This is a genomic window from Arthrobacter sp. TE26545 (assembly GCF_056279005.1).
On record NZ_JBWBQM010000001.1, the window covers coordinates 3,399,009 to 3,422,941 of the forward strand.

Here is a 23,933-nt window from a genome sequence, read left to right on the forward strand (position 1 = left end):
TTCGATGGCCGTCAACGTCCATTCGCTCCCGCCTGCCGGCGCGCGCCAAGCCCTGCGCGCCGGCCACCGGCCCGGCCCATTGGCCAGTGCCGGCTCTTTGGCCGGCGCCCAGCCGGCCCACCAGGGCCACCCAGGTCTTCGTTCCGGTTTGCGCCCGGGCGTCCAGGCCCGCGGCCTGGCCGTGTGGGTGGAGCCCGCCGAAGGCCAGGACATCGACCCCGAGATCTGGGCCAAGGCCGCCGAAGCGGTGCTGGCCCGGGCCCGCCGCCTGGCTCCCCAGGCCGAGCTGCACCTGCGGCACGGCGCCGCTTCCGGCGTCGTCGCCCAGCCGATCGCCCTGTCCGGCCGGCGCAGCAGCCTGGCCGTGGACCTGGCGGCAGACACCGTGCTGCTCGACGGCGTTCCGGTCACCTTCACCTTCATGGAGCACAAGCTCCTGCGCTACCTCGTGGAGAACCTTTCCCGTCCCATCCCGCGTGAAGAATTGCAACGCTTCCTGGAGTCACTCGACTGCCCCGGCGCGGCGTTCCGTTCGATCGACGTGTATGTTGGACGCGTCCGGCGCAAGCTGGGCTCCGCCCGCAACGCCATCGCCACAGTACGCGGTGGCGGTTACCAATTCGTGCCCGGACCCGGGACCACGGTGCGCGGGCCTGCGGAATACTGCATCTAGGCAGACCGTTATTTGTATGAGAGATCGCCGGCCACGGCGGTTGCCCGACTAGTCAAGGATCACAACATGACCCAGAAACTCCTCGCCGGAACCCAGGCCCCCGATTTCGCCCTGCTCGACTCCACCGGCCAGAAGGTTTCGCTCTCCGATTTCCGCGGCCGCAATGTGATCGTGTATTTTTACCCGGAAGCCTCCACCCCCGGCTGCACCACCGAAGCCTGCGATTTCCGCGACAGCCTGGCCAGCCTCCAGGGCTCCGGCTACGAAGTCCTAGGCATCTCCCCGGACGCGCCGGAGAAGATCGCGCGCTTCGTCGACGAATTCGCGCTGACCTTCCCGCTGCTCTCCGACGAGAACCACTCCGTGGCACTGGCCTACGGCGCCTGGGGCGAGAAGCTGGTGGACGGCGAAGTGGTTGACGGCCTGGTCCGCTCCACCGTGGTGGTCAACGGTGACGGCAACGTTGTCCTCACCCAGTACCAGGTGAAGGCCCAGGGCCACGTCGCCGCTCTGAAGGAAGAACTGGGCGTCTAGCCTTCCTCACCCACGCTCCTGCGGGTAGCGCTTCCTGAGCTTGTTTGCGCAGCAACTGCCCCGGCAGGCCGTTTCATGACGGTGTGCCGGGGCAGTTCGCGTTTCGAATAGGGTCGTTTAAGGGTGCTGGGCCGCCGCGCCATCCCTCGGGCAGAGCGCGAAGCCACCGCCTAGGTACATCTGGCAGCCGGCCGCGCGGCACCTGTTCAGACGCTTGCCGCCGCCGGCTATCGCGGCGAGTTTCGTCGAGCTCGGTCCGGGATGCCGAATCGCCTCTCAACGAGTGTGTGAATGGCCCAGACTAATGGTTGGTCTTCTGGCCCAACGCCTTGGTCTCCGTAATACACGCCTGTTTCGTTTCCGGTTGCATCGATGTCGAAAAGCCTGAGGACTTCGGCCACACGAACCGAATACTCGGTGTTGGTCATTTCGCGGGACACACGAACAGGAATCGTGCTGAGTGTGCGCTCGACCTCAGAATGGATGGATTCAGTCATTGGCGCTTCCCCCTAAGCGTCCGGACGGGTTTCGATATCAGGCCCCGTCAGTGAGTGTGCACTATTGCATGAAGGTCGACAGTCCACAAGGGCCTTCTGCTCGGTCGTGGCAGCAAGATCCTGGTGGCCAAAGATGGAAGGGACGGTGAGAGTCGGGTGCGTCGCTTTCGGTCAGGACGGAGCCGAAGCATTGCCTCAATTTGACCAAAAGTGACAAACCTCCTGTGACAGGAGTTAATGGATTTATGTCTTCCGCCCCGGTCCAGCGTCGCGCAGTCGTCATCGAGGACGACGACGACATCCGCGGGCTGCTCGTCGTTGTTCTCCGGCAGCTCGACTTCGACGTCGTGGAGGCCCCCGACGGCCTGGCCGGCGTCGAAGCCGTCCGCGACATCCGGCCCGAACTGGTCACCCTGGACGTCAACATGCCGGGCATCGACGGGATCGAAGCCTGCAGGAGGATGCGCGAATTCTCCGATGCCTACATCGTGATGCTCTCGGCCCGGACCGCCGAGCTGGACCGCCTGGCCGGCCTGGACACCGGGGCCGACGACTACCTCACCAAGCCCTTCAGCCCCAAAGAACTCCAGGCCAGAGTGCGGGCGCTGTTCAGGCGTGCACGCCCGGCCCCGGCACCTGCCGAAGACGCCGGCCAGAGCGACGAACTCGCCCGCGCGGCCGTGGTGCAGCAAAGCCTCCTCCCGCAGGAAGCGGTCAGGCTCAACGATTACGACGTCGCCGGGGCCTTCCGTCCAACGCGCAGCGTGGGCGGGGACTTCTACGACTGGTACCAGACCCCCGACGGCATGCACCTCACGGTCGCCGACGCCATGGGCAAGGGCATGGGTGCGGCGCTGATTGCCGCCACCGTCCGCGCCGTCATGCGTTCAGTAGCGGACACCCCGGCCATCGATGCCGCCTTCGGCTCAGCCAGCGCCACCATCACCTCGGACCTGGACCAGTCCGGCTCCTTCGTCACCATGTTCCACGCGCGCCTGGACAGCGCCTCGGGCAAGCTCAGCTACATCGACGCCGGCCACGGGCTGGGCCTGCACGTTCCGGCTGAGGGGCCCGCTCGGCGGTTGGTGTCAGCCGGGCCGCCAGTGGGCATCCTCGATGACCAGCAATGGCCCGCCGCGGAGCTCGTACTCGAACCCGGCGACTCCCTCGTGATCGTGAGCGACGGCGTGCTCGATGCCCACGATTCCTTGGAAGACTTCATCCGGAACGTGGAGCGCGCCGCCCGCAGCGAGGGCACCTCGGAAGAAGTCTGCGCCGCGCTGCTTGAACTGGCACCCGCGGCGACAGCGGAAGACGACGTGACCGCCGTCGTCGTCCGCCGCAAAACGAACGGCACGATTCGGCACTAGGCCACAAAAGGGGGATTGTGACACGTTTCTGGACCCGCTTGCTCGTTGTCCTCACGGCCATTCTTGGCGTCAACTACGTCGCATGGCGCTGGCTCGCGTCGCTGAACTGGGAGGCGTGGTGGATCGCGGTTCCGCTGGTGATCGCCGAGACGTACAGCTTCATCGACGTGATCCTCTTCGGCCTCACGGTGTGGAAACTCAAGATCAGGAAGCCGCCTCCGCCTGCCCCTGACGACGCCACCGTTGACGTCTTCATCACCACCTACAACGAGCCGCTGGACCTGGTGATGAACACGGCCCTCGCCGCCAAGGACATCCGCCGGCCGCACAGCACCTGGATCCTCGACGACGGCAAGCGGCCTGCGCTGCGCGAACTCGCCGAGTCGAACGGCATCGGCTACGTGACGCGCAGCGCGGACTGGACCCCGGACATGCCGCGGCACGCCAAGGCCGGCAACCTGAACAACGCGCTGATGCTCACCTCGGGCGAATACCTGTTGATTCTCGACGCCGACCAGATCCCCGAGCCGGACATCCTGGACAAGACGCTGGGCTACTTCAACGATGACCGGGTAGCGCTGGTCCAGACTCCGCAGTACTTCATCAATGTGCCTGCCGACGACCCTCTGGGCAGCCAGGCGCCCCTGTTCTACGGACCCATCCAGCAGGGCAAGGACGGGTGGAACGCAGCGTTCTTCTGCGGGTCGAACGCCATCCTGCGCCGGGAAGCCCTCATGCAGCTGGGCCTGGTGGGCTACGTCAAGGCCACGGAACAGAGCGTGCACCGCGCCCTGGCCGCCTCCACGTCCGCCATCAAGAAGGCACGCCGATCCGCCGAGGCCGAAAACCCCTTGGTCGAACAGATGCTCGACGAGGTGGAGGCCGCCACCAAGGCGGCCCAGCATGAGCTTGAGGCCGGCGCATCCCTCAGCGAGATCACCTACCGGGTCCGCCGGAAGGTGGACGAGGCCGTGCGTACGCTCGTGGCCGCCGACTTCTCCGCCCTGCAGGCCGACCTCGAAGAGATCGCCGCCATGGAACTGGCCCACGTCGGGGAAGGTGGCGTCACCACGGTGGCGACTGACGCCGTCGACCGCATGTCCGGCCGCGAGTGGTCCCCGCTGGGAGCGCTCGAATCCGTGCACGCTGTCCTGGACGCCATCTCCGTTGAGCGCACCGACGAAGCCCAGCCCGTGATGCCCCTGGCCACCATCTCGGTCACGGAAGACATGGCCACGGCAATGCGCCTTCATGCCCTCGGATGGAAGAGCGTGTACCACCACGAGATCCTGGCCAACGGCCTGGCCCCCGAGGACCTCAAGACCATGCTCACGCAACGCCTCCGCTGGGCCCAGGGCACCATGCAGGTCATGCTCCGCGAGAACCCCCTGGTCCAGCGCGGCCTGACGTGGGGGCAACGGCTCATGTACTTCTCCACGATGTGGAGCTACCTGAGCGGTTTCGCGGCCGTGGTGTACTTCACGGCGCCGGTCATCTACCTGACGCTCGGCATCCTCCCGGTCAGCAGCCTGAGCTTGGAGTTCTTTGTCCGCTTCATTCCGTTCATGGTGGTGAACCAGCTGCTGTTCGTGGTGGCCGGGCACGGCATCCCCACCTGGCGCGGGCAGCAGTACAGCCTGGCGCTGTTCCCCACCTGGATCAAGTCCTGCACGACGGCGGCACGCAACGTGTGGTTCGGACGTCCCCTGGGCTTCGCTGTCACCCCGAAAGCCCGGCAGGACGGCGGGCCGGGCTGGAGCCTTATCCGTCCGCAGATCATCGTGGCGGTGCTGCTGGCCGTAGGGCTGGTGGCCGGCATGGCGCGGCTCCTGGCCGGTTTGTCCGAGCCCCTTGGCACACTGGTGAACGGGGCATGGGTGGCCTTTGACCTGGTGGTCCTGAGCGTGCTGGTCAAGGCGGTTTTGTACAAGGGATTCGTCCCCGAAGGTTCCGGCCCCCCGGAGAACCCAGAAGGCCCGGAAAGCCCAGAAGAGAGGAACGCTGATGCAGTTTAGCTACGAGGTCAAAGACAGCTACGCGGAGGTGAAGGGCGTGGGCCGTTTGAACATGGTGGCTGCCCCCAAGCTCCGGGAAGTCGTGGCCGAGGTTGTGGCCGGCGGCTCCAGCCGGGTGGTGGTCAACCTCGCGGAGACCGATTTCATGGATTCTTCCGGCCTCGGCGCCCTCATCGGCTGCCTCAAGGCCGCGCGCCAGGCAGGCGGGGACCTTCGGATCTCCGGCGTCCAGCCGCAGGTCAAGATGGTGCTGGAACTGACCAACATGGACAGGGTCCTCACCGCGTACCCCTCGGCCGAGGCGGCGTTCGGCGATGACTGAGGTGCTCGCCCGCAAGGGTTACCACGGACCCGCAAACGAGGAAGCGATCGAGGCTGTCCACGAGGAACTGGACGCCTTGTGGGAGGATGCCTCGTTCGTTCCGGACATGGACCGGATGACCTTCGCCACCGCCGTGATCGAAGCCGCCGCCAACATCGTCCAGCACGCGCTTCCGGCCGCGGACAAACCGGTGGAACTCGACGTCGACATCACCGTCAGGACCCGCAGGCTCCAGGCCAGGGTCAGTGCGCACAATGCCCGCGAACCGTTTGCCAACGACATGCGGGCCGATATGCCCGATGAGGACGCCGAGTCCGGCCGCGGCCTGGCCCTCATCGAGGCCCTTGTGACGACCGTCACCTTCGAACGCCAGGACGGGACGAACACCTGGATCCTCACCCGGGAGTCCACGCCTGCCGATACGGATTGAGGACCATGAACCGGATACGAGTGAACCGCGTAGGACCCAACCGCCCAGGACATAACCGCGTACGACGCCGGAGCCGCCTGGCGCTGTCAGCAGCTGTTCCGCTGTTGGGAGCCCAGGCGCTGGCCGCCTGCAGCGCGCCGGCCACCCCGGAGCCGTCCGGGCCCTCGGTGGCCGGGACCCACGCGCCCGTAGCGGAAAGTTTCGCCAAGTACGACGCCGTGCGGACCGACGTCGTTGCCGCATTGGAAAAGAAGCTGCCGGGCATCCGTTGGAACGTCCACTCCCCCGCCACGATGCAGCGCCGGCAGGACGGCACCTGCATGCTCTACCTGGCCGAAATGGAAAGTGCCAGGGACATCGTGGAGCCTTCGAAGAGGTTCCACGACGTCTTCGCTGCCGCGGACCCGGTCCTTAAGAAGCATGGCTTCGCCGCATTCGGCGGAACGGACCCGGTGCCCGGGGGCTGGGTGGTCGCCAAGAGCACGGATGCTGCAGGCGCCACCCTGCGGGTCGAGTCGAAGGGCACGGCCTACGTGCGGCTAGGGGTCCCCGTGGAATCCGCCGGCTGCGACCCGAAGGAGATTCCTAAGGGTTGACCCGCCCGGCGACCCCGGCGAAGAACCCCCATAGCCCTCGTCCGAACGGCCCCGAAGTGGGACACTGATGCGCATGACCTTCGAAGAGCCCCTGGAGATGGCCCAGTGGTGGCGCAGGCTGACACCGAAAACACAGCAGTGGCTGATCGACAACAACGGCGACGCCGTCCCGGAAGAAATCGTCAGCGAGATCGTGGACGTGGGCGGTTCCATCGCCTCGGAGGCCTGGTGGGCCGGCGAGACGGATTCCAGCGGTTTCCATTTCTCCGACGAGGCCGTCGACTGGATCGAAGCCGTCGGAAACCGCGAGACACCCGACCGCTAACCAAGCGGGCCCGGAAAGCTCATGCCTTCGCGAGCGCTTCCTCCAGCGCGCCCAGCACCAACGTGACGGCGGCAGGCGAAGCGTTCGGTCCCATGGTGCCGATCCGCCAGACGGTGTCCTTGAACGCACCGACTCCGGCGCCGATCTCCATGCTGAAGTTGCGCAGCAGGTACCCGCGCACGGCGGCCGAATCCACGCCGTCGGGCACCTTCACCGTGGTGAGGCTGTCCAGCCGGCTGCCTTCGGCGGCGAACAGCTCCAGGCCCAGCTCCTGCAGCCCGGCACGCAGGGCGGCACCGGCCTTGTGGTGGCGGGCCTGCACCGCCTCAAGCCCTTCGGCGAGGATCCGGTCCAGCGCCGCTTCGAGCCCGGCGATCATGGTGACCGGCGCGGTGTGGTGGTACGTGCGGCTGCCGGTGGCGGCGCCGGCGTAGCCGCCGAGCAGCCCGATGTCCAGGTACCAGGAGCGCGGATCGCGGATGCGACGTTCGAAGGCCCGTTCCGAGACCGTGAACGGAGACAGGCCCGGCGGCACGCCCAGGCACTTCTGCGTTCCGGCGTAGCCGACGTCGATCCCCCACTGGTCGGCCAGCAGTTCGAGGCCGCCGATCGAGGTCACGGCGTCGGCGATGAGCAGGGCGTCGCCCTTGTCCGCGCCGAGTGCGGCGATGTCCGAAAGCACGCCCGTGGAGGTCTCGGCGTGGACGGCGGCGATCACCTTGGGTGCAGGATGGGCCGCCAGGACGCGTTCGGCGTCGACCGGCTGCCCCCATTCATGGTCCACCCGCACCACCGTGGCGCCGCAGCGTCGGGCCACCTCGCACATGCGTTCCCCGAACAGCCCGTTGACGGCGACGACGGCTACGTCGCCGTCGGACACGGTGTTCACGAAGGCGGCTTCCATGCCGCCGGAACCGGTGGCGCTCAGCGGCAGGGTGCGGGTGTTCGCCGTTCCCCAGACCGTCCGCAGGCCGGCACAGGTGCGGTCCAGCCGCTCGATGAACACGGGGTCGAGGTGGCCGATCACCGGGTGTGACAAGGCGGCCATGGCCTCCGGGTAGGCGTTGCCCGGACCGGGGCCGAACAGGAACCTGGACGTCAAGATGGCTGGCATAGCGAACTCCTTCACCCGTTGGGGCAATTCTGCCGCAGGCCCGCCGCGGGCGGTACGATCTTGCCAGCAGTGATGCCGCGAGGCTTGGCGGGGACCCTTGACAGCGGCGCCGCACCTCCGCTTGACTATTACGCATGCTGAAATAACAGTTCCATGATGCGGAAGGTGAACGTGCTGCAGCGTCAGCCCGGGGCCTATCCGGCACCAGCGCCGGAGTTCCGCATAGCCGTCACCATGGATGCCAGCATTTGCACGAGGGATGACCAAGCATGCAGCTTGCAGAATTCAACAGCGCAGACCGTACGGACGCCGTTGGAGTCCTGCGCCCTTGCCTCGACGTCGAACGCTGGGTGGGGGAAATCGCCGACGCCCGGCCGTTCAGTGGCAAGGATGACCTCCTGGCCTTCGCCAAGGATGCAGCCGCTCCGTTCACCGCGGAGGAACTCGAGTCCGCGCTCGCCCACCACCCGCGCATCGGCGAACGCCCCCAGGCGTCGACCACCGAGGCGGCCATGTCCCGCTCGGAGCAGTCCGGCGTGGACCCCAGCGACGACGCCACCGCCCGCGCACTGGCCGACGGCAACCGGGCCTATGAGGAGAAGTTCAACCGGGTCTTCCTGATCCGCGCCGCCGGCCGCAGCGCCTCGGACATCCTGGCTTCCCTCAACGAACGCCTCACCCACACCCCCGAAGAAGAAGACCGCATCGTGGCCGAGCAGCTCCGCGAAATCGCCCTGCTCCGCCTTGAAGGAGTTATCGGCGCATGAGCGTTTCCCAGATCACCACGCATATCCTCGACACCGGTTCCGGCCGCCCGGCGGCGGACGTCGCCGTCGTGCTGTCAGTGTTCGACGGCGGCAGCTGGACTTCCGTTGCGGAAGGCACCACGGATGCCGACGGCCGGATCAAGAACCTCGGCCCCGAGCGGGTCCCGGGTGGCAAGTACCGGCTCAACTTCGCCACGGGCGCGTACTACGCCGGCCTCGGCACGGAGACCTTCTTCCCGGAGGTGGACCTGAGCTTCACCGTGTCCGACGCCGGCGAGCACTACCACGTGCCGCTGCTCCTGAGCCCTTTCGCGTTCTCGACCTACCGCGGCAGCTAGCCGCACTCCCACCCAACTGACTCGCAATAGTTGTCGTTTTGAGGTCTCAAAGCGACAACAACTGCGAGTCAGTTGGGCTGGGCGGAACCGGTAGGCTGGAAGGCATGGTTTCTGAGGACTCGAACATCACCGGCAACTCCGCGGATGGTGCCGCCGCAGGCGCACCGGAGCGGCGCATCACGGTACGCCGCGCACCCCGCTTCGTGCCGTTCATGGTGCTCGGCGGGCTCCTCGGGATCGTGGTGGCAGCCTTCGTGGCGTTCGGCCTTCCTGCCGATCCAGCGTTCGACGCCGGCGCGGTGTTTGGCTTCTTCACCGTCGCCTTCGCAGCGGGCGGCGTGATCCTGGGCTGCATCGTGGCGCTCGTCCTGGACCGCTTGAGTTTCCGGCGGAGCGAGCACGCAATCGTGGAAGCCGTGGCCGAAGACGAGCCCGGCGACGACTGATATCACACCGCCGGGAGGGTCACAATCCGCGGCCGCGGAAAATACCACGCCCGGGACGTGAGACAATCAACCAGTGGCACGTGGCGACGGAAAACTTTCACATGATCTTCTCCCCGGCGAAAAAGGACCCCAGGACGCTTGTGGCGTCTTCGGAGTCTGGGCCCCTGGCGAAGAGGTAGCAAAACTCACCTATTACGGGCTGTACGCGCTACAGCACCGCGGACAAGAGTCGGCTGGCATCGCGACCAGTGACGGCAAGCGCATCAACGTCTACAAGGACATGGGCCTCGTGTCCCAGGTCTTCGACGAAACCACCCTGAACACCCTCACCGGGCACCTCGCCGTCGGCCACTGCCGCTACTCCACCACCGGAGCCAGCCACTGGGCCAACGCACAGCCCACCCTGGGCGCCACGAGCACCGGCACGGTGGCACTGGCGCACAACGGCAACCTGACCAACACCGCCGAACTCCGCGAAATGATCCTGGAGCGCAACGACGGCCAGCTCACCGGCGAAATGAAGCAGGGCAACACCTCGGACACCGCCCTGGTCACCGCCCTGCTTGAGGGCGAACCCGGCAAGACCCTCGAGGAAACCGCCATGGAGCTGCTGCCCAAGATCAAGGGCGGCTTCTGCTTCGTGTTCATGGACGAAGGCACCCTCTACGCCGCCCGCGACACGTACGGCATCCGCCCGCTGTGCCTCGGCCGGCTGGAGCGCGGCTGGGTGGTGGCCTCCGAGCAGGCCGGCCTGGCCACCGTGGGCGCCAGCTTCATCCGCGAGATCGAACCCGGCGAGTTCATTGCCATTGACGAGAACGGTGTCCGCTCCCAGCGCTTCGCGGACGCGACGCCGGCCGGCTGCGTTTTCGAGTACGTGTACCTGGCCCGCCCGGACGCCGCCATCAACGGCCGTTCCGTGTACGAGTCCCGCGTGGAGATGGGCCGCCAGCTGGCCCGCGAAAACACCCACGAGGCCGACATCGTCATCCCGGTCCCGGAATCCGGCACCCCCGCCGCCGTGGGCTACGCCGAGGAATCCGGCATCCCGTTCGCGCACGGCTTCGTGAAGAACGCCTACGTGGGCCGTACCTTCATCCAGCCCTCGCAGACCCTGCGCCAGCTCGGCATCCGGCTCAAGCTCAACGCGCTGGAATCCGTGATCCGCGGCAAGCGCGTGGTTGTGGTGGACGACTCGATCGTCCGCGGCAACACCCAGCGCGCCATCGTGCGCATGCTGCGCGAGGCCGGCGCTGCCGAGGTGCACATCAAGATTTCCTCGCCGCCCGTGCAGTGGCCGTGCTTCTACGGCATCGACTTCGCCTCCCGCGCGGAACTGATCGCCAACGGAGCCACGATCGACGAGATCTCCCAGGCCATCGGCGCGGACTCCCTTGCCTACATCTCCGAAGACGGCATGATCGGGGCCACCCAGCAGCCGCGCGAACGCCTCTGCACCGCGTGCTTCACGGGCCAGTACCCCATCGAGCTCCCGGGCTCGGACAAACTGGGCAAGAACCTGCTGGAGCGCACCGACCTCGGCGGGCTGCCGCCGTCGAACACTTCCGTAAACGATTCAGAGGACCCGGCAGAGAAGCCGGGCGCAACGGGCTGCGATCCAGGACCCGACGCCGAGTTTGAGAACCTGCTGACCGACGCCGACAAGAAAGAGTCTGTATGACCTCCGCCTCCTATGCCGCTGAAAACACCGGGGCCCCGGAAAACTCAGGCATCACCTATGCCTCCGCCGGCGTCGACGTCGAAGCGGGCGACCGCGCCGTCGAGCTCATGAAGGACGCCGTCAAGGCGACGCACAACAGCTCGGTGCTGGGCGGCGTCGGCGGTTTCGCCGGCCTGTACGACGTCTCGAAGCTGCTGACCTACAAGAAGCCGCTGCTGGCCACCTCCACCGACGGCGTGGGCACCAAGGTAGCCATCGCCCAGGCCATGGACATCCACGACACCATCGGCTTCGACCTGGTGGGCATGGTTGTCGATGACATCGTGGTGGTCGGCGCCGAGCCGCTCTTCATGACCGACTACATCGCCTGCGGCAAGGTTGTTCCCGAGCGCATCGCCGCCATTGTGCGCGGCATCGCCTCGGCCTGCTCCGTTGCGGGCACCGCGCTGGTGGGCGGCGAAACCGCCGAGCACCCGGGCCTGCTGGGCGAGCACGAATACGATGTGGCCGGTGCCGCCACCGGTGTTGTCGAGGCCGACCAGCTGCTGGGCCCGGACCGTGTCCGCGCCGGCGACGTCGTCATCGGCATGGCCTCCTCCGGCCTGCACTCCAACGGCTACTCCCTGGTCCGCCGCGTCATCAACCACGCCGGCTGGGCCCTGGACCGCCAGGTCTCCGAACTCGGCCGCACCCTGGGCGAGGAACTGCTGGAGCCCACCCGCGTCTACGCCGCCGACTGCCTGGACCTGGCCCGCGCCTTCCCGGTGAACAGCGGCACCGCCGCAAAGGGAAGCGTCAACGGTTTCAGCCACGTCACGGGCGGCGGCCTGGCCGCCAACCTGGCCCGCGTGCTGCCGCAGGGCCTCGTGGCCACGGTGGACCGTGCCACCTGGGAACTGCCGGCCATCTTCAAGCTGGTGTCCGAGCTCGGCAACGTGCCGCTGGCCGACCTGGAGCGCACCCTGAACCTGGGTGTCGGCATGGTGGCCATCGTGTCCCCGGAAATCGCCGATGCCGCCGTGGCCCGCCTCAACGAGCGCGGATTGCCGTCCTGGATCATGGGCACCGTTTCGGCGGACTCCGACGCGATCGACAAGACCGGCCCGGACTACGTCCAGGGTGCCAAGGGGGTCGACGGCGGAGCGGTCCGTCTGGTGAACGCGTACGCCTAAGCGAAACAACGGAAAGCGGGCCGGCAGTTGTGAACTGCCGGCCCGCTTTCTTGTGCGACGGGGGTCACTTACCGCCCACACCCGGGAAGCCCTGCATGGGCCGTAAGTGACCCCGCGCCGGGTGCGGTCAGGCGGTCCCCTCGGCGGCCTGGAAGGCCTGCACGATCGACTTGGGGATTTGGCCGCGGCTGCTCAGCTCGTAGCCCTGTTCCATCGCCCAGCGGCGGATCCTGGCCGTCACGGAAAGCGGAGCTTCCTTCCGCCCCTGGGCTGCCGGGGTCGCGGCCTTCCGCCTGCCCGCGTTCATGAAAACCCCGAGGTAGGAGCGGAAAGCCGCCGCGTTCGCCGAGGACAGGTCCACCTCATAGTCGATGCCATCGACGGCGAACCTCACCCGCTCATCCGCGCTGCTTCCATCCAGGTCGTCAAGCAACAGGAAGTCAATCTTTTTGTTCATGGCCAACGGTCCTTTCTTGGGAGCATGCAATCCGTTGATTCCCGGAAATCGGTTCCGGAAGGCAATGAGTGTCAGTGGGCATGGCGCGGATCCGATCGCTTACGGGGCGGCAGCCTGGTAGTGCGCCAGCACCTGCGCCGGCGTGAGGGCTGTTGTGTCATAGACGGCGATGTTGTCCACCTGGCCGTCAAAAGCCGAGAGGCCGGCTCCGGGCCAGGCCGTGAGGTCGCCGTTGCCGAAACGCCAGTACCCCGTGTAGCCGCTCCGGGCGGTGGTGACGGCGGCGGAGGAGGCCACGGAGGCACCGTCGACATAGAGGTTCATCCCGGCGGAGGAGAGTGTGACGGCGGCGTGGTGCCAGGCGCCGTCGTTGTAGGCCGACGGTGAGACGACAGTCTGCATGGTGCCGCCTGGAGAGACGCCGAAGACCAGCTTTCCATCGACGCGCATGTAGAGGTTGCGGTCGTTGACGCCGGTGGCATTGTTCTTGGAGTCCTGGAATCCGGCCAGCTTCCCGCCGAGGATGGAGCTGGTCTTGAACCACATTTCGTAGCTGAATACCGTGGGCCCGGTGCTGCCGGTGGTGGTGGCGATGTACCGGAGTCCGGAAAGGTCCGCAGTGTTGCCGGCGTCCCCGGCGCAGGGAACCGAGGTACCGAGGGACGCCGTCATGCGGAACGTGCCGTCGTTGCCGCTGCCGGAGCTGTCGGTGACGGCAGTGGCCGGCTTCGGGGAATCGTTGAAGGCGTAGAACAGGGACGGCGCGTCGGCCAAGGCAGCCGCCGTGCAGCTGAAGAACGTCCGGGAGGACAGGGTGTTGGCCTGGTTGTGGCTCGTGCCTGAGAATGCCGCGTGCGCCAGCGGTGCGGTCATCACCGTCATGCCGGCGAGGCCGGCGGCGGCAACCAGGAACAGCACGGTGCAGCTTGCCCGGCGTGCCGGTACCAGCCAGGCTTTCCACTCTGCCCGACGGCGGCCCCCGGACTTGGAGTCCTTCCGGCGAGGACGGGCAAAATGCCTGTCCAGCCTCGTCAGGGCCAGTGCCCCCGCCAGCAGCGCGACGCCCGCGAGAACCATGGGCCATTGCCCCCTGCCAAGCCAGACGATCGGCAGTCCGACCGCCGGGATCCTCAGGTAACCCACTCCATGCACGGCCGAAGGCCACACGCTTGAGGAGTCATTGGCCGCGTTTGCATCTCCCCGCAGGACGAGGGAACCGTCCGGATTCACCGTGGCGATGCGGTGCAGCCGCAGCCGCCCGGCATGGTCCGGGTCATCCACCAGGACCACGCGGCCCGGGATGAGGTTCTCAGCTCCCATGGGCCGGGAAACCACTACATCGCCCACTTTGATGGTTGGCTCCATGGAGCCACTCACCACGGTGGTGGGCTGCCAGCCAAGGACGGCGGGAACGGATGCCCACCCCATCATCATGACTGCGAGAATCACCACCACCCGCCCCAGCGCGGCGCCCAGAACGCGCAGCCACTGCTGGGAAATGGAGTGTCCTTTCGGTGTCCTCGGGTCGCCGGCAGGCGCAGCAGCGTCCGCTGCGGCTGCTTGTTCTGTCGGCAACATCGGGGGCTCCTACAGGATGGGACGGGTGGCGGCAAGCACGGAGGGTCTAGCTCTGGGACTCCCAAGTGAACCCGATGGACGCGGTGTCACCCTGGTACGGGTTGTCCGCAGCGGGGGAACCTGCAGTAGCGAAGGTCCAGTCGATCTTGTAGGTGCGGGAACCGCCGGCGGGAAGCGCGTAGGAATCAGCACCCGTTGCGTAGCTGGCGGAAGCGGCTGCGAAGGACGTCAGCGAGGTCGTGGCGACGGCAACCGAGCCGGCCGTGAAACCGGTGCAGGCACCGTTGGCCGGAGCCGCACCTGGGAAGCTGCCGCTGGTGACGGTGACGTTGATGCGGTCGCCGAGGTTCTTGGTGCCCTTGCTGTAGCTGGAGGCGTAGAGCTTCAGGGTGCTGGCCACGTTTGCCGTGGTGGAAACGGTGATGCACTTGCTTCCCGCGTCCCCCGGTTTGATGTTGGAAGCCGAGAACAGCGCCGTCCCGGATGCATCGTTGCTGAGTGCCAAGCTGCCGGAAGCCCAGCTGTTACCGGCATTGTTGGTAGTTGCGCTGAACGCAGAGTACGAAGCCTGGGATACAAGCAGACCGCTCACGACCAGTGCGGCAGGAACGGCAGCCCATTTTGCGATGACTGCTGCGTGGACTGAAGTGCGCATGGTGACTCCTGAAAACTGGGGGCCGATTGAGACCTAATCGGGTGAACGCGCTGCTGCGGGTTCGGGAACCAGCCTAGCAAATTTCACTTGATCGTCAAGCAGTATTTTTATCAAGCTACATTTTCTTCAAGCTAAAACGGGTCGTCCGGCTTGGAATGAAGAAAAATCTAGGGCGGTTGCACGACTTACCCCTATACTGAAGTAACTTTCTCATCAAGATATTTAGGGAGACCGGCCATGGCCAGCTCAGCTGATTACGTGCCGTTCGTTCTGTTGCTGCGGCAACTGCAGCTCACGAGCGGTAACTTGAGGGCGGGCATTGCCAAGGAACTCGGCATCAGCATGGCGGAGCTGAATGCGCTCTCCCATGCTGCCGACCTCGAAGGCCTCACCCCCAAGAAGCTTTCCGAGTTGATGGATCTCACCACCGGGTCGATGACCACCATGATCGACCGGCTCGAGCGGGCGGGCCTGCTGCTGCGGCAGCCACACCCCACCGACCGCCGGAGCATCCGGCTGGCGCTCACACCGGGCGGACGGCAGGCCATGCGATGGGTAAACAGGCTCTACCTGGACGCCGTCATCGCCGCATTCAACGCAAGCCCGCACAGTGACCTTGCCGCCCAGACGGAGTTCATCGAAGCCCTGTCGGCGTCACTCGACGCCTCGACACCCCGCGGATCCGGAGGATCCGCCGGCTGAGCCCATGGGCACGGGCCCGGCAGGTCCGGGCACGCAAAATACCCGCAGGGGCGCCGATGGGCGCACCCTGCGGGTGAGGAACTGTGCTTCCCGGTTTCGCTCCGGGTGTGCGGGAGTCCGGGAGGTGAAAGTACGACGGCGGTGGCGTCACCGGTGCCTGGCGGCACCGCATGCACCCACTAGCCGATGCGGCGCGAGTCTACCTCGTCGTCTTCGTCATCCTGTGCGTACTTGTCCGCATAGGCCGAGTAATCCGGCTCCGTGGGATCGTCATCGAAGTGGCTCACCGCACGACTTGATGGCCCCGTCAGCTCACGCTGAAGGGCCGAATAGTCAGTGTTCGGGGAGTAGTACTTGATGTCCCGAGCCTGCTTGGTAGCTTTTGCCTTTTGACGGCCGCGCCCCATGGCGTGACCCCCTTTTGTACTTGGACCGGAGGTGGTCACCTTGGCGATCGGTGAGGCCCCGGAATGTTTGGTCAATTTGTCGTATGTCTAGATTACATGCTTTCGGCAGTGACTGGGTGCCACCGGGCCCGCCTCAGGCACCCCGGAGGCTCGGTATGAATCCGGGCAGGCGGGACCGGGCAGAATTTGGGTAAAGTCTCCCAAAGGGGAGCTTCAGCTGAGCTTCGCAAGCACGAAAGGCACGGATTCGGACATGGGCCAGGAAAACCCCTCCCCGGACAACCCGGAGGACGGACACGGCGATGCCATGCCCGCCGCCCGGGCACCGTCGCGCACCCCGATGGACCTTCTGACCCGGCAGCGGCTGATCATCGGCGGCATCGTCCTTTTCGTGCTGCTCCTGATCATCGCCGTGATCTGGACCCTGGTCTCCGTCTTCGGCAACCGCCCCGTACCGGCCGGCACCCCGGGCGCCTCAGCTTCATCCAGCCGCGGCCCCTTGCCCGCGGACATCGAATCCAAGGACTACCGGCTGGGCGACTGCTTTGCCGACTTCGATTCCAATGCCAGCAAGGCCCGCGCTGTGGAATGCACCACGCCGCACTCCGCCCAGCTCGGCGCCGTATTCAGCTACAAGGCGAACGACGGCTTCCCGGGCACCAACGCCCTGCGGGACAAGGGCCGCGAAGTCTGCCTTACCGTGATGCTGAACGAGGCGGCCGGCAAGTACCAGCTGCTCCAGCAGAATGTGTACCCGAGTTCCACCAGCTGGGACCGCGGCGATCGTCGCGTGGACTGCTTCATCGTGGTGGACTCGGGCAACACCCTGAAGGAAAGCGTTCTCCAGAAGTAAGGGCCGGCCCTACTCCTTCCGGCGCACCACCAGGCCGCTGCCGGCGGGGGCACCGCCGTCGGGCCCAACAAGCGCCTCGAGTCCTTCGATGGTGAGTTCGTCGGCATCCGCCACGGTGTCCACCAGCACGGTGTCGCCATCGGCGATCTCACCGGCCAGGATTTCCTTGGCAAGCCGGTCGCCGATCTCGCGCTGCACAAGGCGGCGCAGCGGCCGGGCCCCGTAGGCGGGATCGAAGCCGCTCATCGCCAGCCAGGCCCTGGCACCGTCGCTGACCTCGAGGGCGAGGCGCCGGCCGTGAAGGCGCTTGGCGAGCTCGGCCACATGCAGTTCCACGATGTCGGCCAGTTCGTCCACGGTCAGCGGATCGAACAACACGATTTCGTCCAGGCGATTCAGGAACTCCGGCTTGAAGGAGGCCCGCACCACGGACATCACGGCCTCCTGCTTCGCCCGGGCGTCCAGGCTCGGGTCCACCAGGAACTGGCTGCCCGAGTTGGACGTAAGCACCAGGATGGTGTTCCGGAAGTCGACGGTGCGGCCTTGGCCGTCGGTGAGGCGGCCGTCGTCGAGCACCTGCAGGAGGATGTCGAAGACTTCGGGGTGGGCCTTCTCCACCTCGTCCAGCAGCACCACGGAGTAGGGCCGGCGGCGCACGGCCTCGGTGAGCTGGCCGCCTTCCTCATAGCCGACATAGCCCGGAGGGGCGCCGACCAGGCGGGCCACGGAGTGCTTCTCGCCGTATTCGGACATATCGATCCGGATCATGGCGCGTTCGTCGTCGAAGAGGAAGTCCGCCAGCGCCTTGGCCAGCTCGGTCTTGCCGACGCCGGTGGGACCGAGGAACAGGAAGGAACCGGTGGGCCGGTTGGGATCGGAGATGCCGGCGCGGGCCCGGCGGACGGCGTCGGAGACCGCGGTGACAGCCTTGTGCTGGCCAATCAGCCGCTTGCCGAGCTCCTCCTCCATGTGCAGCAGCTTCTGTGATTCGCCTTGGAGCATGCGTCCGGCGGGAATGCCGGTCCAGGCGGAAATGACCTCGGCGATGTCGTCCGCAGTGACTTCCTCTGCGACCATGAGGTCCGGCTTCGCTCCCCCGCCCGCCACCCGCGCGGACTCCTCCTCGGCGGCCGCGTTCAGCTCGCGTTCGAGCGCAGGCAGCTCGCCGTAGAGGATGCGCGACGCCGATTCGAGGTCGCCTTCGCGCTGGTACTTTTCCGCGGCGGAACGCAGTTCGTCGATCTTCGCTTTGAGGTCACCCACCCGGTTCAGGCCGGCTTTTTCCGCTTCCCAGCGGGCATTGAGTGCGGCGAGGGCTTCCTTCTTGTCCGCCATGTCCGCACGGAGCGCGGCGAGGCGCTCAACGGAGGCGGCGTCGGTCTCGCCCTGGAGGGCGAGCTCCTCCATGGTGAGCCGGTCCACGGAGCGGCGCAGCTGGTCGATCTCCTCCGGTGCGGAGTCGATCTCCATCCGCAGCCGCGAGGCGGCTTCGTCCACCAGGTCGATGGCCTTGTCCGGCAGCTGCCGTCCTGAGATGTAGCGGTTGGACAGGGTCGCGGCGGCCACCAGGGCCGAGTCCGCGATGGCCACCTTGTGGTGCGCCTCGTAGCGCTCCTTGAGCCCGCGCAGGATGCCGATGGTGTCTTCCACGCTCGGCTCGCCCACGTAGACCTGCTGGAAGCGGCGTTCCAGGGCGGGATCCTTCTCGATGTTCTCGCGGTACTCGTCCAGGGTGGTGGCACCGATCAGGCGCAGCTCGCCGCGGGCCAGCATGGGCTTGAGCATGTTGCCCGCGTCCATGGCGCTGTCCCCGGTAGCGCCGGCGCCCACGACGGTGTGGATCTCGTCGATGAAGGTGACGATCCGGCCTTCGGAGTTCTTGATCTCCTCCAGCACGGCCTTGAGCCGTTCTTCGAATTCCCCGCGGTACTTGGCGCCCGCCACCATCGAGGCCAGGTCCAGGGCGATCAGGGTCTTGCCCCGCAGGCTCTCCGGGACGTCGCCGGCCACGATGCGCTGGGCCAGGCCTTCCACGACGGCGGTCTTGCCCACGCCGGGTTCGCCGATCAGCACCGGGTTGTTCTTGGTCCGGCGGGAGAGCACCTGGATGACGCGGCGGATCTCCGAATCGCGGCCGATCACCGGGTCCAGCTTGCCCGAACGCGCGACGGCGGTCAGGTCCGTGCCGTACTTCTCGAGCGCCTGAAAAGTGTTCTCCGGGTCCGGGGAGTTGACCTTGCGGTCGCCGCGGACACCCGGCAGGGCGGCGAGCAGCGCTTCATGGGAGGCTCCGGCGTCGCGCAGCAATTTCCCGACGGCGTCACTTCCGGCGGAGAGGCCGAGCAGAAGGTGCTCGGTGGAGACAAAGGAATCGCCGAGCTTTTCGGCTTCGCTTTCCGCGGCCTTGATCGCCTGCAGCGCAGGCCGGGACAGTTGGGCCTGCTGGACCGAGCTGCCCGACGACGACGGCAGCGCCTTGATCGCGGAACTCGCCTGCACGCTGACGGCGTCCGGATCCGCGCCGGTGGCGCGGAGCAATGCGACGGCGACGCCCTCACGCTGGTCCATGAGGGCCTTAAGCAGATGGGCCGGTTCGAGCTGCGGGTTGCCCGCGGTCGAGGCGTTCATGGCTGCCGCGGAAAGAGCCTCCTGGCTCTTGGTGGTGAATTTGACGTCCAAAAAAGAGCTCCTTTCGGGAGGCTAAAGAATCTTCCAAAGTTGAGTCAGCCGACTTTTACAAACTTGAGTCTATCACGCTCAACTTTGATTTCTGCCTTCTGAGGTCCATGCTTGCCCACCGAAGAACGCCTGTCCAGCGCTTGCCCCGCGGACTGATTCCCCGCTTCTCCCGCGGCAGGCAGAATCGAGTACCGTGCACGCTGCCGGGTGGCCCCGCCACGTCCTACGATCAAGCTGTGACCGGAAGGATGACCCCGATGGCGCAAGGAGAAAAGGACCTGTCATGACGAAGTTCGTAGTTCTCTACATCGGCTCAATGTCGGCCGAATCCCAAATCGCCGAGAGCACGCCCGAACAGGCCGAAGCCGGCATGAAAGCCTGGACCGACTGGGCGGCCAGGACCGGGGATGCCCTGGTCGACTTCGGCACCCCGTTGGGCGTCGGCAAGGAAGTGTCCGGCTCAGGCGTCTCGGACACCACCACCGGCGTCGGCGGCTACAGCATCCTCCAGGCCGATGACCTCGACGCAGCAGCCGAACTGGTGAAGGACCACCCGCATTTCATGAGCGGAGGCGAATCCAGCATCCAGATATACCCGGCGCTCGATATTCCCGGAATGTAGCCGGGACTGCAATCGTGGTGCGACGGGGGCACCGCACCACGAAACTCCGGCGCCACTTCAGGCCCTCAATTTCCGGACCGCGCGGACGTACGATTGGCCCATGGCTACCTTTTCCGTTTCGCGGAACGCATTCATTCCGGCCCCGGCGGCCGAGATTTTCCCGCTGGTCAACGACTTCCACAAGTGGACCGCATGGTCCCCATGGGAAGCCGTCGACCCCAATCTGAAGCGCAGCTACTCCGGCAATGAAAGCGGTGTGGGCGCCAAGTACACCTGGAGCGGCAACAACAAGGCCGGCTCCGGAAACATGGAAATCGTCAATGCCGTGGAACCCACCAAGATCAACATCCGGCTTGAATTCACCAAGCCCATGAAAGCGGTAAATCCCACCGAGTTCACCTTTTCCCCGGAGGGCGAGGGCACCAGGGTCACCTGGACCATGACCGGCGAAAACAAGACCTTCATGTCCAAGGTGTTCGCGCTGTTCATGAACATGGACAAGCTGGTGGGCAAGGACTTCGAAAAGGGCCTGGCATCCCTGGGAGCTGCAGCAGCCAAGCGCCAGGGCTGAAAGCAATTCGTAAGGGGTCCCCCATGGCTGGCGGTAGCACCGCCGTCGTACTGTTTTAGCGTGGGGGTAGGGCCGCGGACGCGGAGGTGCGCCATGGAATGGACCCGGCCCGACAGCCCGGACTACGACGAGAAGCGGAAGCTTTTCAACGCAATGATCGACCTCCGGCCGGCAGTGATTGCGCAATGCGCTTCTCCCGCCGAGGTGGCCGAAGCGCTGCAACACGCCCGCACCCATCGGCTTGATGTCGCAGTGCGCGCAGGGGGCCACTCGGTGGCCGGGATGTCCACCAACGAAGGCGGCCTGGTGGTGGATGTGCGGCCCATGAAATCGATCAACGTTGACCGCGACGCCCGCACCATCACGGTCGGCGCGGGCGTGAACTGGGGCGAGTTCGACCGCGCCAGCCAGGAACACGGCCTCGCGACCACGGGCGGCCGCGCATCCACGACCGGTGTGGCAGGCTTCACCCTGGGCGGCGGGTCGGGCTGGCTGGAACGCTCCTTCGGCTTCGCCTGCGACAACCTGCTCTCCGTGGACCTGGTGACCGCGGCAGGCGAGCAGGTCACCGCTAGCGGGCAGGAAAACCCTGAACTGTTCTGGGCATTGCATGGCGGAGGCGGGAACTTCGGTGTGGCCACAGCGTTCACGTTCCAGTTGCGGGAGCTCGGGCCAACCGTGCAGGCGGGACTCATGCTCTTTCCGGGCGGCGCCGCAACGCAAGTGAGCCGCGGCTACCGGGACGCAGCCCTGGCCGCCCCCGACGCCGTGGGGACAGCCCTGATATTCCTCACCGCTCCGCCGGAACCGTTCGTCCCGGAGGAGATGGTGGGCAAGATGGCTCTTGGGCTGGCGTACCTCTATGCCGGCGACGCGGAGGAGGGCGCCGCCCATGTCCAGCCGTTCCGGGACCTGGGCCCGACTGTGGACCTCGTGGAACCCATGGGATATGCGGATTTCCAGTGCATGCTCGACGACCCGCCCGGCATGTACAACTACTGGAGCGCCGATTACCATGACGAGCTTGCGGACGACGCCCTGGACCTGTTCGTGGACTCGGCGCAGCGGCTGCCGGGCCAGCACTCACAGCAGCTCATCGCCCGCTGGGGCGGAGCCGTGGGCGGGTCGGCCGCGGCGTCCACTCCCCTGCAGAACCGTGGTGCCGCCTGGGTAAGCCACCCCTTCGGTCTGGCGGAAACGCCCGAGGGCGGGCAGGAGGCCAGGGCCTGGGTCAAGCGTTTCCGCGCCGACATCGCCCCGCACACCACGGGCGGCGTGTGGCTGAACTTCATCGGCCACGAAGGGCCTGAGCGCATCGTGGCCGCCTTCGGCGAGGAGAACTACCGGAGGCTGTCCCGGGTGAAGCGCGAATTCGACCCGGAGAACACCTTCCGGGGCAACCAGAACATCCTTCCGGCCGAGCGCTGAGGGGCCCCTTGCCGGGCCCTCCGCCGGGACTACACTTTGGCCATGGCCGTCTACGTGGATCCGCCCCTGTGGCCCGCACACGGGACCGTGTTCTCCCACCTGGTGTCGGACACATCCCTTGAGGAACTGCACGCCTTCGCCGCGGCGGCCGGCGTCCCCGAGCGGGCCTTCGACGGCGACCATTACGACGTTCCGGAGCGCCGCTATGCGGACCTCCTGGCGGCCGGAGCGATCGCCGTGGAAGCCCGGGTGCTGGTACGTAAGCTGATCGCCAGCGGCCTGCGGATCCCGGCCCGGCAACGCAGCAAGGCTTTGACGGTCCCGCTGCTGGAACGCTGGAATTCGGTCCTCCCGGGACACGAGGAGCTCGGCTTCGAGCTGCTGGAACGCTGGGGCGAAGACCACCGCAAGTATCACAGCCGCACCCACTTGCTGGCCGTCCTGGAGGCGCTGGACACCTTGACCGAACCTGCGCTGCCCGCCCGCACGGTGGCCCTGGCGGCATGGTTCCACGACGCCGTCTACGAAGGCCTCGCCGGCCAGGACGAGGAAGAATCCGCCGTCCTCGCCGAGAACCGGCTCACCGAGGCGGGCCTGCCCGCCGAAGACATCGCCGAGGTGGCCCGGCTGGTCAGGCTCACCGCCACGCACGACCCCGAACCTGGCGACCATGCCGGTGCCTTGCTCTGCGACGCGGACCTCTCCGTCCTGGGCGCCGAAGCGGCGGCGTACGCGCGCTACCTGGCCGATGTCCGCGAAGACTATGCGCACGTCAGCGACGCCGACTTCGCCACCGCCCGGGCCGCCGTCGTCCGCCGTCTGCTGGCGCTCGACCCGCTGTTCCACAGCTCCCGGGCCAAAACACTCTGGCTGGACGCCGCACGCCGGAACCTGCAGGCGGAACTGCAGTGACCGCCGGGGCCGTGCACCGGCAGCAGCCGTACCGGATCAGGTTCGAATGGGGGCTCGACGGCGCCCGCACCATCTCTGCCGGGGCCGACCTCGCGTTGGTGGTCGACGTCCTTTCGTTCAGCACCTGCGTGAGCGTCGCCGTCGAGCGCGGTGTCCTGGTCTACCCGTACCGATGGAAGGACACCGGTGCGGAGGACTTCGCCGTGCACCACCACGCCACGCTGGCGGGCCCGCGGAACGGCGGCGGGCTGAGCCTGTCGCCGTCGAGCCTGCGCGACACCCCAGGACTGGAGCGGGTGGTGCTGCCCTCCCCCAACGGCTCGGCGATCTGCCATGAGCTGGCTTCCGAGGTGCCGTTGCTGGCCGCCGTCTGCCTGCGCAACGCCGCGGCCACGGCGGACTGGGTGCTGTCCACGCTGCCTGAGGATGCGGTGATCGCCGTGGTGGCGGCTGGCGAACTGTGGCATAACGGCGGTGGGACAGGGCCCGACGGCGGACTCCGGCCAGCTGTGGAGGACCTGTGGGGCGCGGGCGCATTCCTGGCCGGGCTCGCAGCGGCGGGGCGGGACGTCTTCTCGCCCGAGGCCTTCTCCCCCGAGGCCCTGACGGCCGCCGCGGCCTTCGATGCTGCCGAACCCGCGCTGCCGCAGTTGCTGCGGGGTTGTTCGAGCGGGCGGGAGCTGATCGGGGCGGGCTACCCGGACGACGTCGAGATCGCCGCCGGGTTGGACGCCGCCTCCGCGGTGGCCGTGCTGCGTGACGGAGCCTTCCGGCGGGCCTAGCCCTTGC

At 66.8% G+C, this 23,933-nt stretch carries 27 protein-coding genes; 20 read left to right on the top strand and 7 right to left on the bottom strand.

What is annotated here, in order from left to right; all coding sequences use genetic code 11:
• Nucleotides 1-4 precede the first annotated feature (4 nt).
• A complete protein-coding gene (locus ACZ9CK_RS15410) occupies nucleotides 5-673 on the top strand; it encodes a winged helix-turn-helix domain-containing protein (protein ID WP_476050380.1) in 669 nt (222 codons plus the stop codon).
• Between the two features lie 66 nt (nucleotides 674-739).
• Nucleotides 740-1,207, top strand: a complete 468-nt coding sequence (bcp, locus tag ACZ9CK_RS15415; protein ID WP_476050381.1) for a thioredoxin-dependent thiol peroxidase — start codon at nucleotides 740-742, stop codon at nucleotides 1,205-1,207.
• A gap of 227 nt (nucleotides 1,208-1,434) precedes the next feature.
• Here the strand turns inward: bcp and ACZ9CK_RS15420 are convergent, their stop codons facing one another.
• On the bottom strand, nucleotides 1,435-1,704 hold the full coding sequence (locus ACZ9CK_RS15420) for a hypothetical protein (RefSeq protein ID WP_476050382.1): 270 nt from the start codon (nucleotides 1,702-1,704) through the stop codon (nucleotides 1,435-1,437).
• Between the two features lie 245 nt (nucleotides 1,705-1,949).
• On the opposite strand from ACZ9CK_RS15420, the gene ACZ9CK_RS15425 reads away from it, so the two are divergent.
• From ACZ9CK_RS15425 to ACZ9CK_RS15450, 6 genes are all read left to right on the top strand, one after another.
• A complete protein-coding gene (locus ACZ9CK_RS15425; protein WP_426299944.1) occupies nucleotides 1,950-3,074 on the top strand; it encodes a PP2C family protein-serine/threonine phosphatase in 1,125 nt (374 codons plus the stop codon).
• Nucleotides 3,075-3,091: 17 nt separating this feature from the next.
• Nucleotides 3,092-5,089, top strand: a complete 1,998-nt coding sequence (locus ACZ9CK_RS15430; RefSeq protein WP_476050383.1) for a glycosyltransferase family 2 protein — start codon at nucleotides 3,092-3,094, stop codon at nucleotides 5,087-5,089.
• On the top strand, nucleotides 5,079-5,411 hold the full coding sequence (locus tag ACZ9CK_RS15435) for an STAS domain-containing protein (RefSeq protein ID WP_426299948.1): 333 nt from the start codon (nucleotides 5,079-5,081) through the stop codon (nucleotides 5,409-5,411). The genes ACZ9CK_RS15430 and ACZ9CK_RS15435 overlap by 11 nt, the downstream gene beginning before the upstream one ends.
• Nucleotides 5,404-5,841 (top strand): ATP-binding protein, encoded by a 438-nt coding sequence (locus ACZ9CK_RS15440; protein ID WP_426299950.1) that lies wholly within the window; start codon nucleotides 5,404-5,406, stop codon nucleotides 5,839-5,841. Before ACZ9CK_RS15435 ends, ACZ9CK_RS15440 begins: the two co-directional genes overlap by 8 nt.
• Nucleotides 5,842-5,846: 5 nt before the next feature.
• Nucleotides 5,847-6,437 (top strand): hypothetical protein, encoded by a 591-nt coding sequence (locus ACZ9CK_RS15445; protein ID WP_476050384.1) that lies wholly within the window; start codon nucleotides 5,847-5,849, stop codon nucleotides 6,435-6,437.
• 73 nt (nucleotides 6,438-6,510) lie between these two features.
• Nucleotides 6,511-6,762 carry a hypothetical protein gene (locus ACZ9CK_RS15450; protein ID WP_476050385.1) on the top strand — a complete coding sequence of 84 codons (252 nt, stop codon included), beginning with the start codon at nucleotides 6,511-6,513 and terminating at the stop codon, nucleotides 6,760-6,762.
• A gap of 19 nt (nucleotides 6,763-6,781) precedes the next feature.
• Here ACZ9CK_RS15450 and ACZ9CK_RS15455 read toward each other — a convergent pair whose 3' ends face one another.
• Entirely contained in the window at nucleotides 6,782-7,876 is a 1,095-nt protein-coding gene (locus ACZ9CK_RS15455; RefSeq protein ID WP_476050386.1) for a pyridoxal-phosphate-dependent aminotransferase family protein, read from the bottom strand.
• 269 nt (nucleotides 7,877-8,145) lie between these two features.
• On the opposite strand from ACZ9CK_RS15455, the gene uraD reads away from it, so the two are divergent.
• From uraD to purM, 5 genes are all read left to right on the top strand, one after another.
• On the top strand, nucleotides 8,146-8,643 hold the full coding sequence (gene uraD / locus ACZ9CK_RS15460; RefSeq protein ID WP_476050387.1) for a 2-oxo-4-hydroxy-4-carboxy-5-ureidoimidazoline decarboxylase: 498 nt from the start codon (nucleotides 8,146-8,148) through the stop codon (nucleotides 8,641-8,643).
• A complete protein-coding gene (gene uraH / locus ACZ9CK_RS15465) occupies nucleotides 8,640-8,981 on the top strand; it encodes a hydroxyisourate hydrolase (RefSeq protein ID WP_426299960.1) in 342 nt (113 codons plus the stop codon). Before uraD ends, uraH begins: the two co-directional genes overlap by 4 nt.
• A gap of 104 nt (nucleotides 8,982-9,085) precedes the next feature.
• Nucleotides 9,086-9,427, top strand: a complete 342-nt coding sequence (locus ACZ9CK_RS15470) for a hypothetical protein (protein ID WP_476050388.1) — start codon at nucleotides 9,086-9,088, stop codon at nucleotides 9,425-9,427.
• Nucleotides 9,428-9,500: 73 nt separating this feature from the next.
• Complete coding sequence (gene purF / locus ACZ9CK_RS15475; RefSeq protein WP_426299964.1) at nucleotides 9,501-11,108, top strand: amidophosphoribosyltransferase; 1,608 nt, start codon at nucleotides 9,501-9,503, stop codon at nucleotides 11,106-11,108.
• Complete coding sequence (gene purM, locus ACZ9CK_RS15480; RefSeq protein WP_426299966.1) at nucleotides 11,105-12,280, top strand: phosphoribosylformylglycinamidine cyclo-ligase; 1,176 nt, start codon at nucleotides 11,105-11,107, stop codon at nucleotides 12,278-12,280. Before purF ends, purM begins: the two co-directional genes overlap by 4 nt.
• Nucleotides 12,281-12,407: 127 nt before the next feature.
• On the opposite strand, the gene ACZ9CK_RS15485 is transcribed toward purM, so the two are convergent.
• The 3 genes from ACZ9CK_RS15485 to ACZ9CK_RS15495 form a co-directional block, all read right to left on the bottom strand.
• Nucleotides 12,408-12,737: a histone-like nucleoid-structuring protein Lsr2 gene (locus ACZ9CK_RS15485; protein WP_426299968.1), complete on the bottom strand. Its 330-nt coding sequence runs from the start codon at nucleotides 12,735-12,737 to the stop codon at nucleotides 12,408-12,410.
• A 99-nt stretch (nucleotides 12,738-12,836) separates the two neighbouring features.
• A complete protein-coding gene (locus ACZ9CK_RS15490; RefSeq protein WP_476050389.1) occupies nucleotides 12,837-14,315 on the bottom strand; it encodes a LamG-like jellyroll fold domain-containing protein in 1,479 nt (492 codons plus the stop codon).
• 46 nt (nucleotides 14,316-14,361) lie between these two features.
• Entirely contained in the window at nucleotides 14,362-14,970 is a 609-nt protein-coding gene (locus ACZ9CK_RS15495) for a hypothetical protein (RefSeq protein WP_426299972.1), read from the bottom strand.
• 237 nt (nucleotides 14,971-15,207) lie between these two features.
• On the opposite strand from ACZ9CK_RS15495, the gene ACZ9CK_RS15500 reads away from it, so the two are divergent.
• Complete coding sequence (locus ACZ9CK_RS15500) at nucleotides 15,208-15,672, top strand: MarR family winged helix-turn-helix transcriptional regulator (RefSeq protein ID WP_426299974.1); 465 nt, start codon at nucleotides 15,208-15,210, stop codon at nucleotides 15,670-15,672.
• A gap of 179 nt (nucleotides 15,673-15,851) precedes the next feature.
• Here ACZ9CK_RS15500 and ACZ9CK_RS15505 read toward each other — a convergent pair whose 3' ends face one another.
• A complete protein-coding gene (locus ACZ9CK_RS15505; RefSeq protein ID WP_115789654.1) occupies nucleotides 15,852-16,079 on the bottom strand; it encodes a DUF3073 domain-containing protein in 228 nt (75 codons plus the stop codon).
• Between the two features lie 253 nt (nucleotides 16,080-16,332).
• Here ACZ9CK_RS15505 and ACZ9CK_RS15510 point away from each other — a divergent pair, with 253 nt between their 5' ends.
• The gene (locus tag ACZ9CK_RS15510) at nucleotides 16,333-16,932 is read left to right on the top strand and encodes a septum formation family protein (protein WP_476050390.1); all 600 of its coding nucleotides are present in this window, start codon (nucleotides 16,333-16,335) and stop codon (nucleotides 16,930-16,932) included.
• Between the two features lie 9 nt (nucleotides 16,933-16,941).
• Here ACZ9CK_RS15510 and clpB read toward each other — a convergent pair whose 3' ends face one another.
• A complete protein-coding gene (gene clpB, locus ACZ9CK_RS15515; RefSeq protein ID WP_476050391.1) occupies nucleotides 16,942-19,611 on the bottom strand; it encodes an ATP-dependent chaperone ClpB in 2,670 nt (889 codons plus the stop codon).
• A gap of 283 nt (nucleotides 19,612-19,894) precedes the next feature.
• On the opposite strand from clpB, the gene ACZ9CK_RS15520 reads away from it, so the two are divergent.
• The 5 genes from ACZ9CK_RS15520 to ACZ9CK_RS15540 all read left to right on the top strand — a co-directional run bounded on the left by ACZ9CK_RS15520 (nucleotide 19,895) and on the right by ACZ9CK_RS15540 (nucleotide 23,926).
• Nucleotides 19,895-20,233, top strand: coding sequence for a YciI family protein (locus tag ACZ9CK_RS15520; RefSeq protein ID WP_426299980.1), 339 nt, complete (start codon nucleotides 19,895-19,897; stop codon nucleotides 20,231-20,233).
• 100 nt (nucleotides 20,234-20,333) lie between these two features.
• A complete protein-coding gene (locus tag ACZ9CK_RS15525) occupies nucleotides 20,334-20,804 on the top strand; it encodes an SRPBCC family protein (RefSeq protein ID WP_426299982.1) in 471 nt (156 codons plus the stop codon).
• A 93-nt stretch (nucleotides 20,805-20,897) separates the two neighbouring features.
• Nucleotides 20,898-22,232 (top strand): FAD-binding oxidoreductase, encoded by a 1,335-nt coding sequence (locus ACZ9CK_RS15530; protein WP_426299984.1) that lies wholly within the window; start codon nucleotides 20,898-20,900, stop codon nucleotides 22,230-22,232.
• Nucleotides 22,233-22,274: 42 nt separating this feature from the next.
• Nucleotides 22,275-23,144: a DUF4031 domain-containing protein gene (locus tag ACZ9CK_RS15535; RefSeq protein WP_476050392.1), complete on the top strand. Its 870-nt coding sequence runs from the start codon at nucleotides 22,275-22,277 to the stop codon at nucleotides 23,142-23,144.
• On the top strand, nucleotides 23,141-23,926 hold the full coding sequence (locus tag ACZ9CK_RS15540) for a 2-phosphosulfolactate phosphatase (RefSeq protein WP_426299988.1): 786 nt from the start codon (nucleotides 23,141-23,143) through the stop codon (nucleotides 23,924-23,926). The genes ACZ9CK_RS15535 and ACZ9CK_RS15540 overlap by 4 nt, the downstream gene beginning before the upstream one ends.
• Nucleotides 23,927-23,933: the final 7 nt, after the last annotated feature.

What these genes read in the sequence shown, in the direction of transcription:
- ACZ9CK_RS15495 (WP_426299972.1), bottom strand. Translation starts at nt 14,970, where the DNA reads ATGCGCACTTCAGTCCACGCAGCAGTCATCGCAAAATGGGCTGCCGTT.
- ACZ9CK_RS15410 (WP_476050380.1), top strand. Translation starts at nt 5, where the DNA reads ATGGCCGTCAACGTCCATTCGCTCCCGCCTGCCGGCGCGCGCCAAGCC.
- uraD (WP_476050387.1), top strand. Translation starts at nt 8,146, where the DNA reads ATGCAGCTTGCAGAATTCAACAGCGCAGACCGTACGGACGCCGTTGGA.
- ACZ9CK_RS15510 (WP_476050390.1), top strand. Translation starts at nt 16,333, where the DNA reads ATGGGCCAGGAAAACCCCTCCCCGGACAACCCGGAGGACGGACACGGC.
- ACZ9CK_RS15450 (WP_476050385.1), top strand. Translation starts at nt 6,511, where the DNA reads ATGACCTTCGAAGAGCCCCTGGAGATGGCCCAGTGGTGGCGCAGGCTG.
- ACZ9CK_RS15435 (WP_426299948.1), top strand. Translation starts at nt 5,079, where the DNA reads ATGCAGTTTAGCTACGAGGTCAAAGACAGCTACGCGGAGGTGAAGGGC.
- ACZ9CK_RS15500 (WP_426299974.1), top strand. Translation starts at nt 15,208, where the DNA reads ATGGCCAGCTCAGCTGATTACGTGCCGTTCGTTCTGTTGCTGCGGCAA.
- uraH (WP_426299960.1), top strand. Translation starts at nt 8,640, where the DNA reads ATGAGCGTTTCCCAGATCACCACGCATATCCTCGACACCGGTTCCGGC.
- ACZ9CK_RS15445 (WP_476050384.1), top strand. Translation starts at nt 5,847, where the DNA reads ATGAACCGGATACGAGTGAACCGCGTAGGACCCAACCGCCCAGGACAT.
- ACZ9CK_RS15490 (WP_476050389.1), bottom strand. Translation starts at nt 14,315, where the DNA reads ATGTTGCCGACAGAACAAGCAGCCGCAGCGGACGCTGCTGCGCCTGCC.
- purM (WP_426299966.1), top strand. Translation starts at nt 11,105, where the DNA reads ATGACCTCCGCCTCCTATGCCGCTGAAAACACCGGGGCCCCGGAAAAC.
- bcp (WP_476050381.1), top strand. Translation starts at nt 740, where the DNA reads ATGACCCAGAAACTCCTCGCCGGAACCCAGGCCCCCGATTTCGCCCTG.
- ACZ9CK_RS15455 (WP_476050386.1), bottom strand. Translation starts at nt 7,876, where the DNA reads ATGCCAGCCATCTTGACGTCCAGGTTCCTGTTCGGCCCCGGTCCGGGC.
- ACZ9CK_RS15525 (WP_426299982.1), top strand. Translation starts at nt 20,334, where the DNA reads ATGGCTACCTTTTCCGTTTCGCGGAACGCATTCATTCCGGCCCCGGCG.
- ACZ9CK_RS15535 (WP_476050392.1), top strand. Translation starts at nt 22,275, where the DNA reads ATGGCCGTCTACGTGGATCCGCCCCTGTGGCCCGCACACGGGACCGTG.
- ACZ9CK_RS15505 (WP_115789654.1), bottom strand. Translation starts at nt 16,079, where the DNA reads ATGGGGCGCGGCCGTCAAAAGGCAAAAGCTACCAAGCAGGCTCGGGAC.
- ACZ9CK_RS15440 (WP_426299950.1), top strand. Translation starts at nt 5,404, where the DNA reads ATGACTGAGGTGCTCGCCCGCAAGGGTTACCACGGACCCGCAAACGAG.
- ACZ9CK_RS15420 (WP_476050382.1), bottom strand. Translation starts at nt 1,704, where the DNA reads ATGACTGAATCCATCCATTCTGAGGTCGAGCGCACACTCAGCACGATT.
- ACZ9CK_RS15470 (WP_476050388.1), top strand. Translation starts at nt 9,086, where the DNA reads ATGGTTTCTGAGGACTCGAACATCACCGGCAACTCCGCGGATGGTGCC.
- ACZ9CK_RS15425 (WP_426299944.1), top strand. Translation starts at nt 1,950, where the DNA reads ATGTCTTCCGCCCCGGTCCAGCGTCGCGCAGTCGTCATCGAGGACGAC.
- ACZ9CK_RS15485 (WP_426299968.1), bottom strand. Translation starts at nt 12,737, where the DNA reads ATGAACAAAAAGATTGACTTCCTGTTGCTTGACGACCTGGATGGAAGC.
- ACZ9CK_RS15530 (WP_426299984.1), top strand. Translation starts at nt 20,898, where the DNA reads ATGGAATGGACCCGGCCCGACAGCCCGGACTACGACGAGAAGCGGAAG.
- ACZ9CK_RS15520 (WP_426299980.1), top strand. Translation starts at nt 19,895, where the DNA reads ATGACGAAGTTCGTAGTTCTCTACATCGGCTCAATGTCGGCCGAATCC.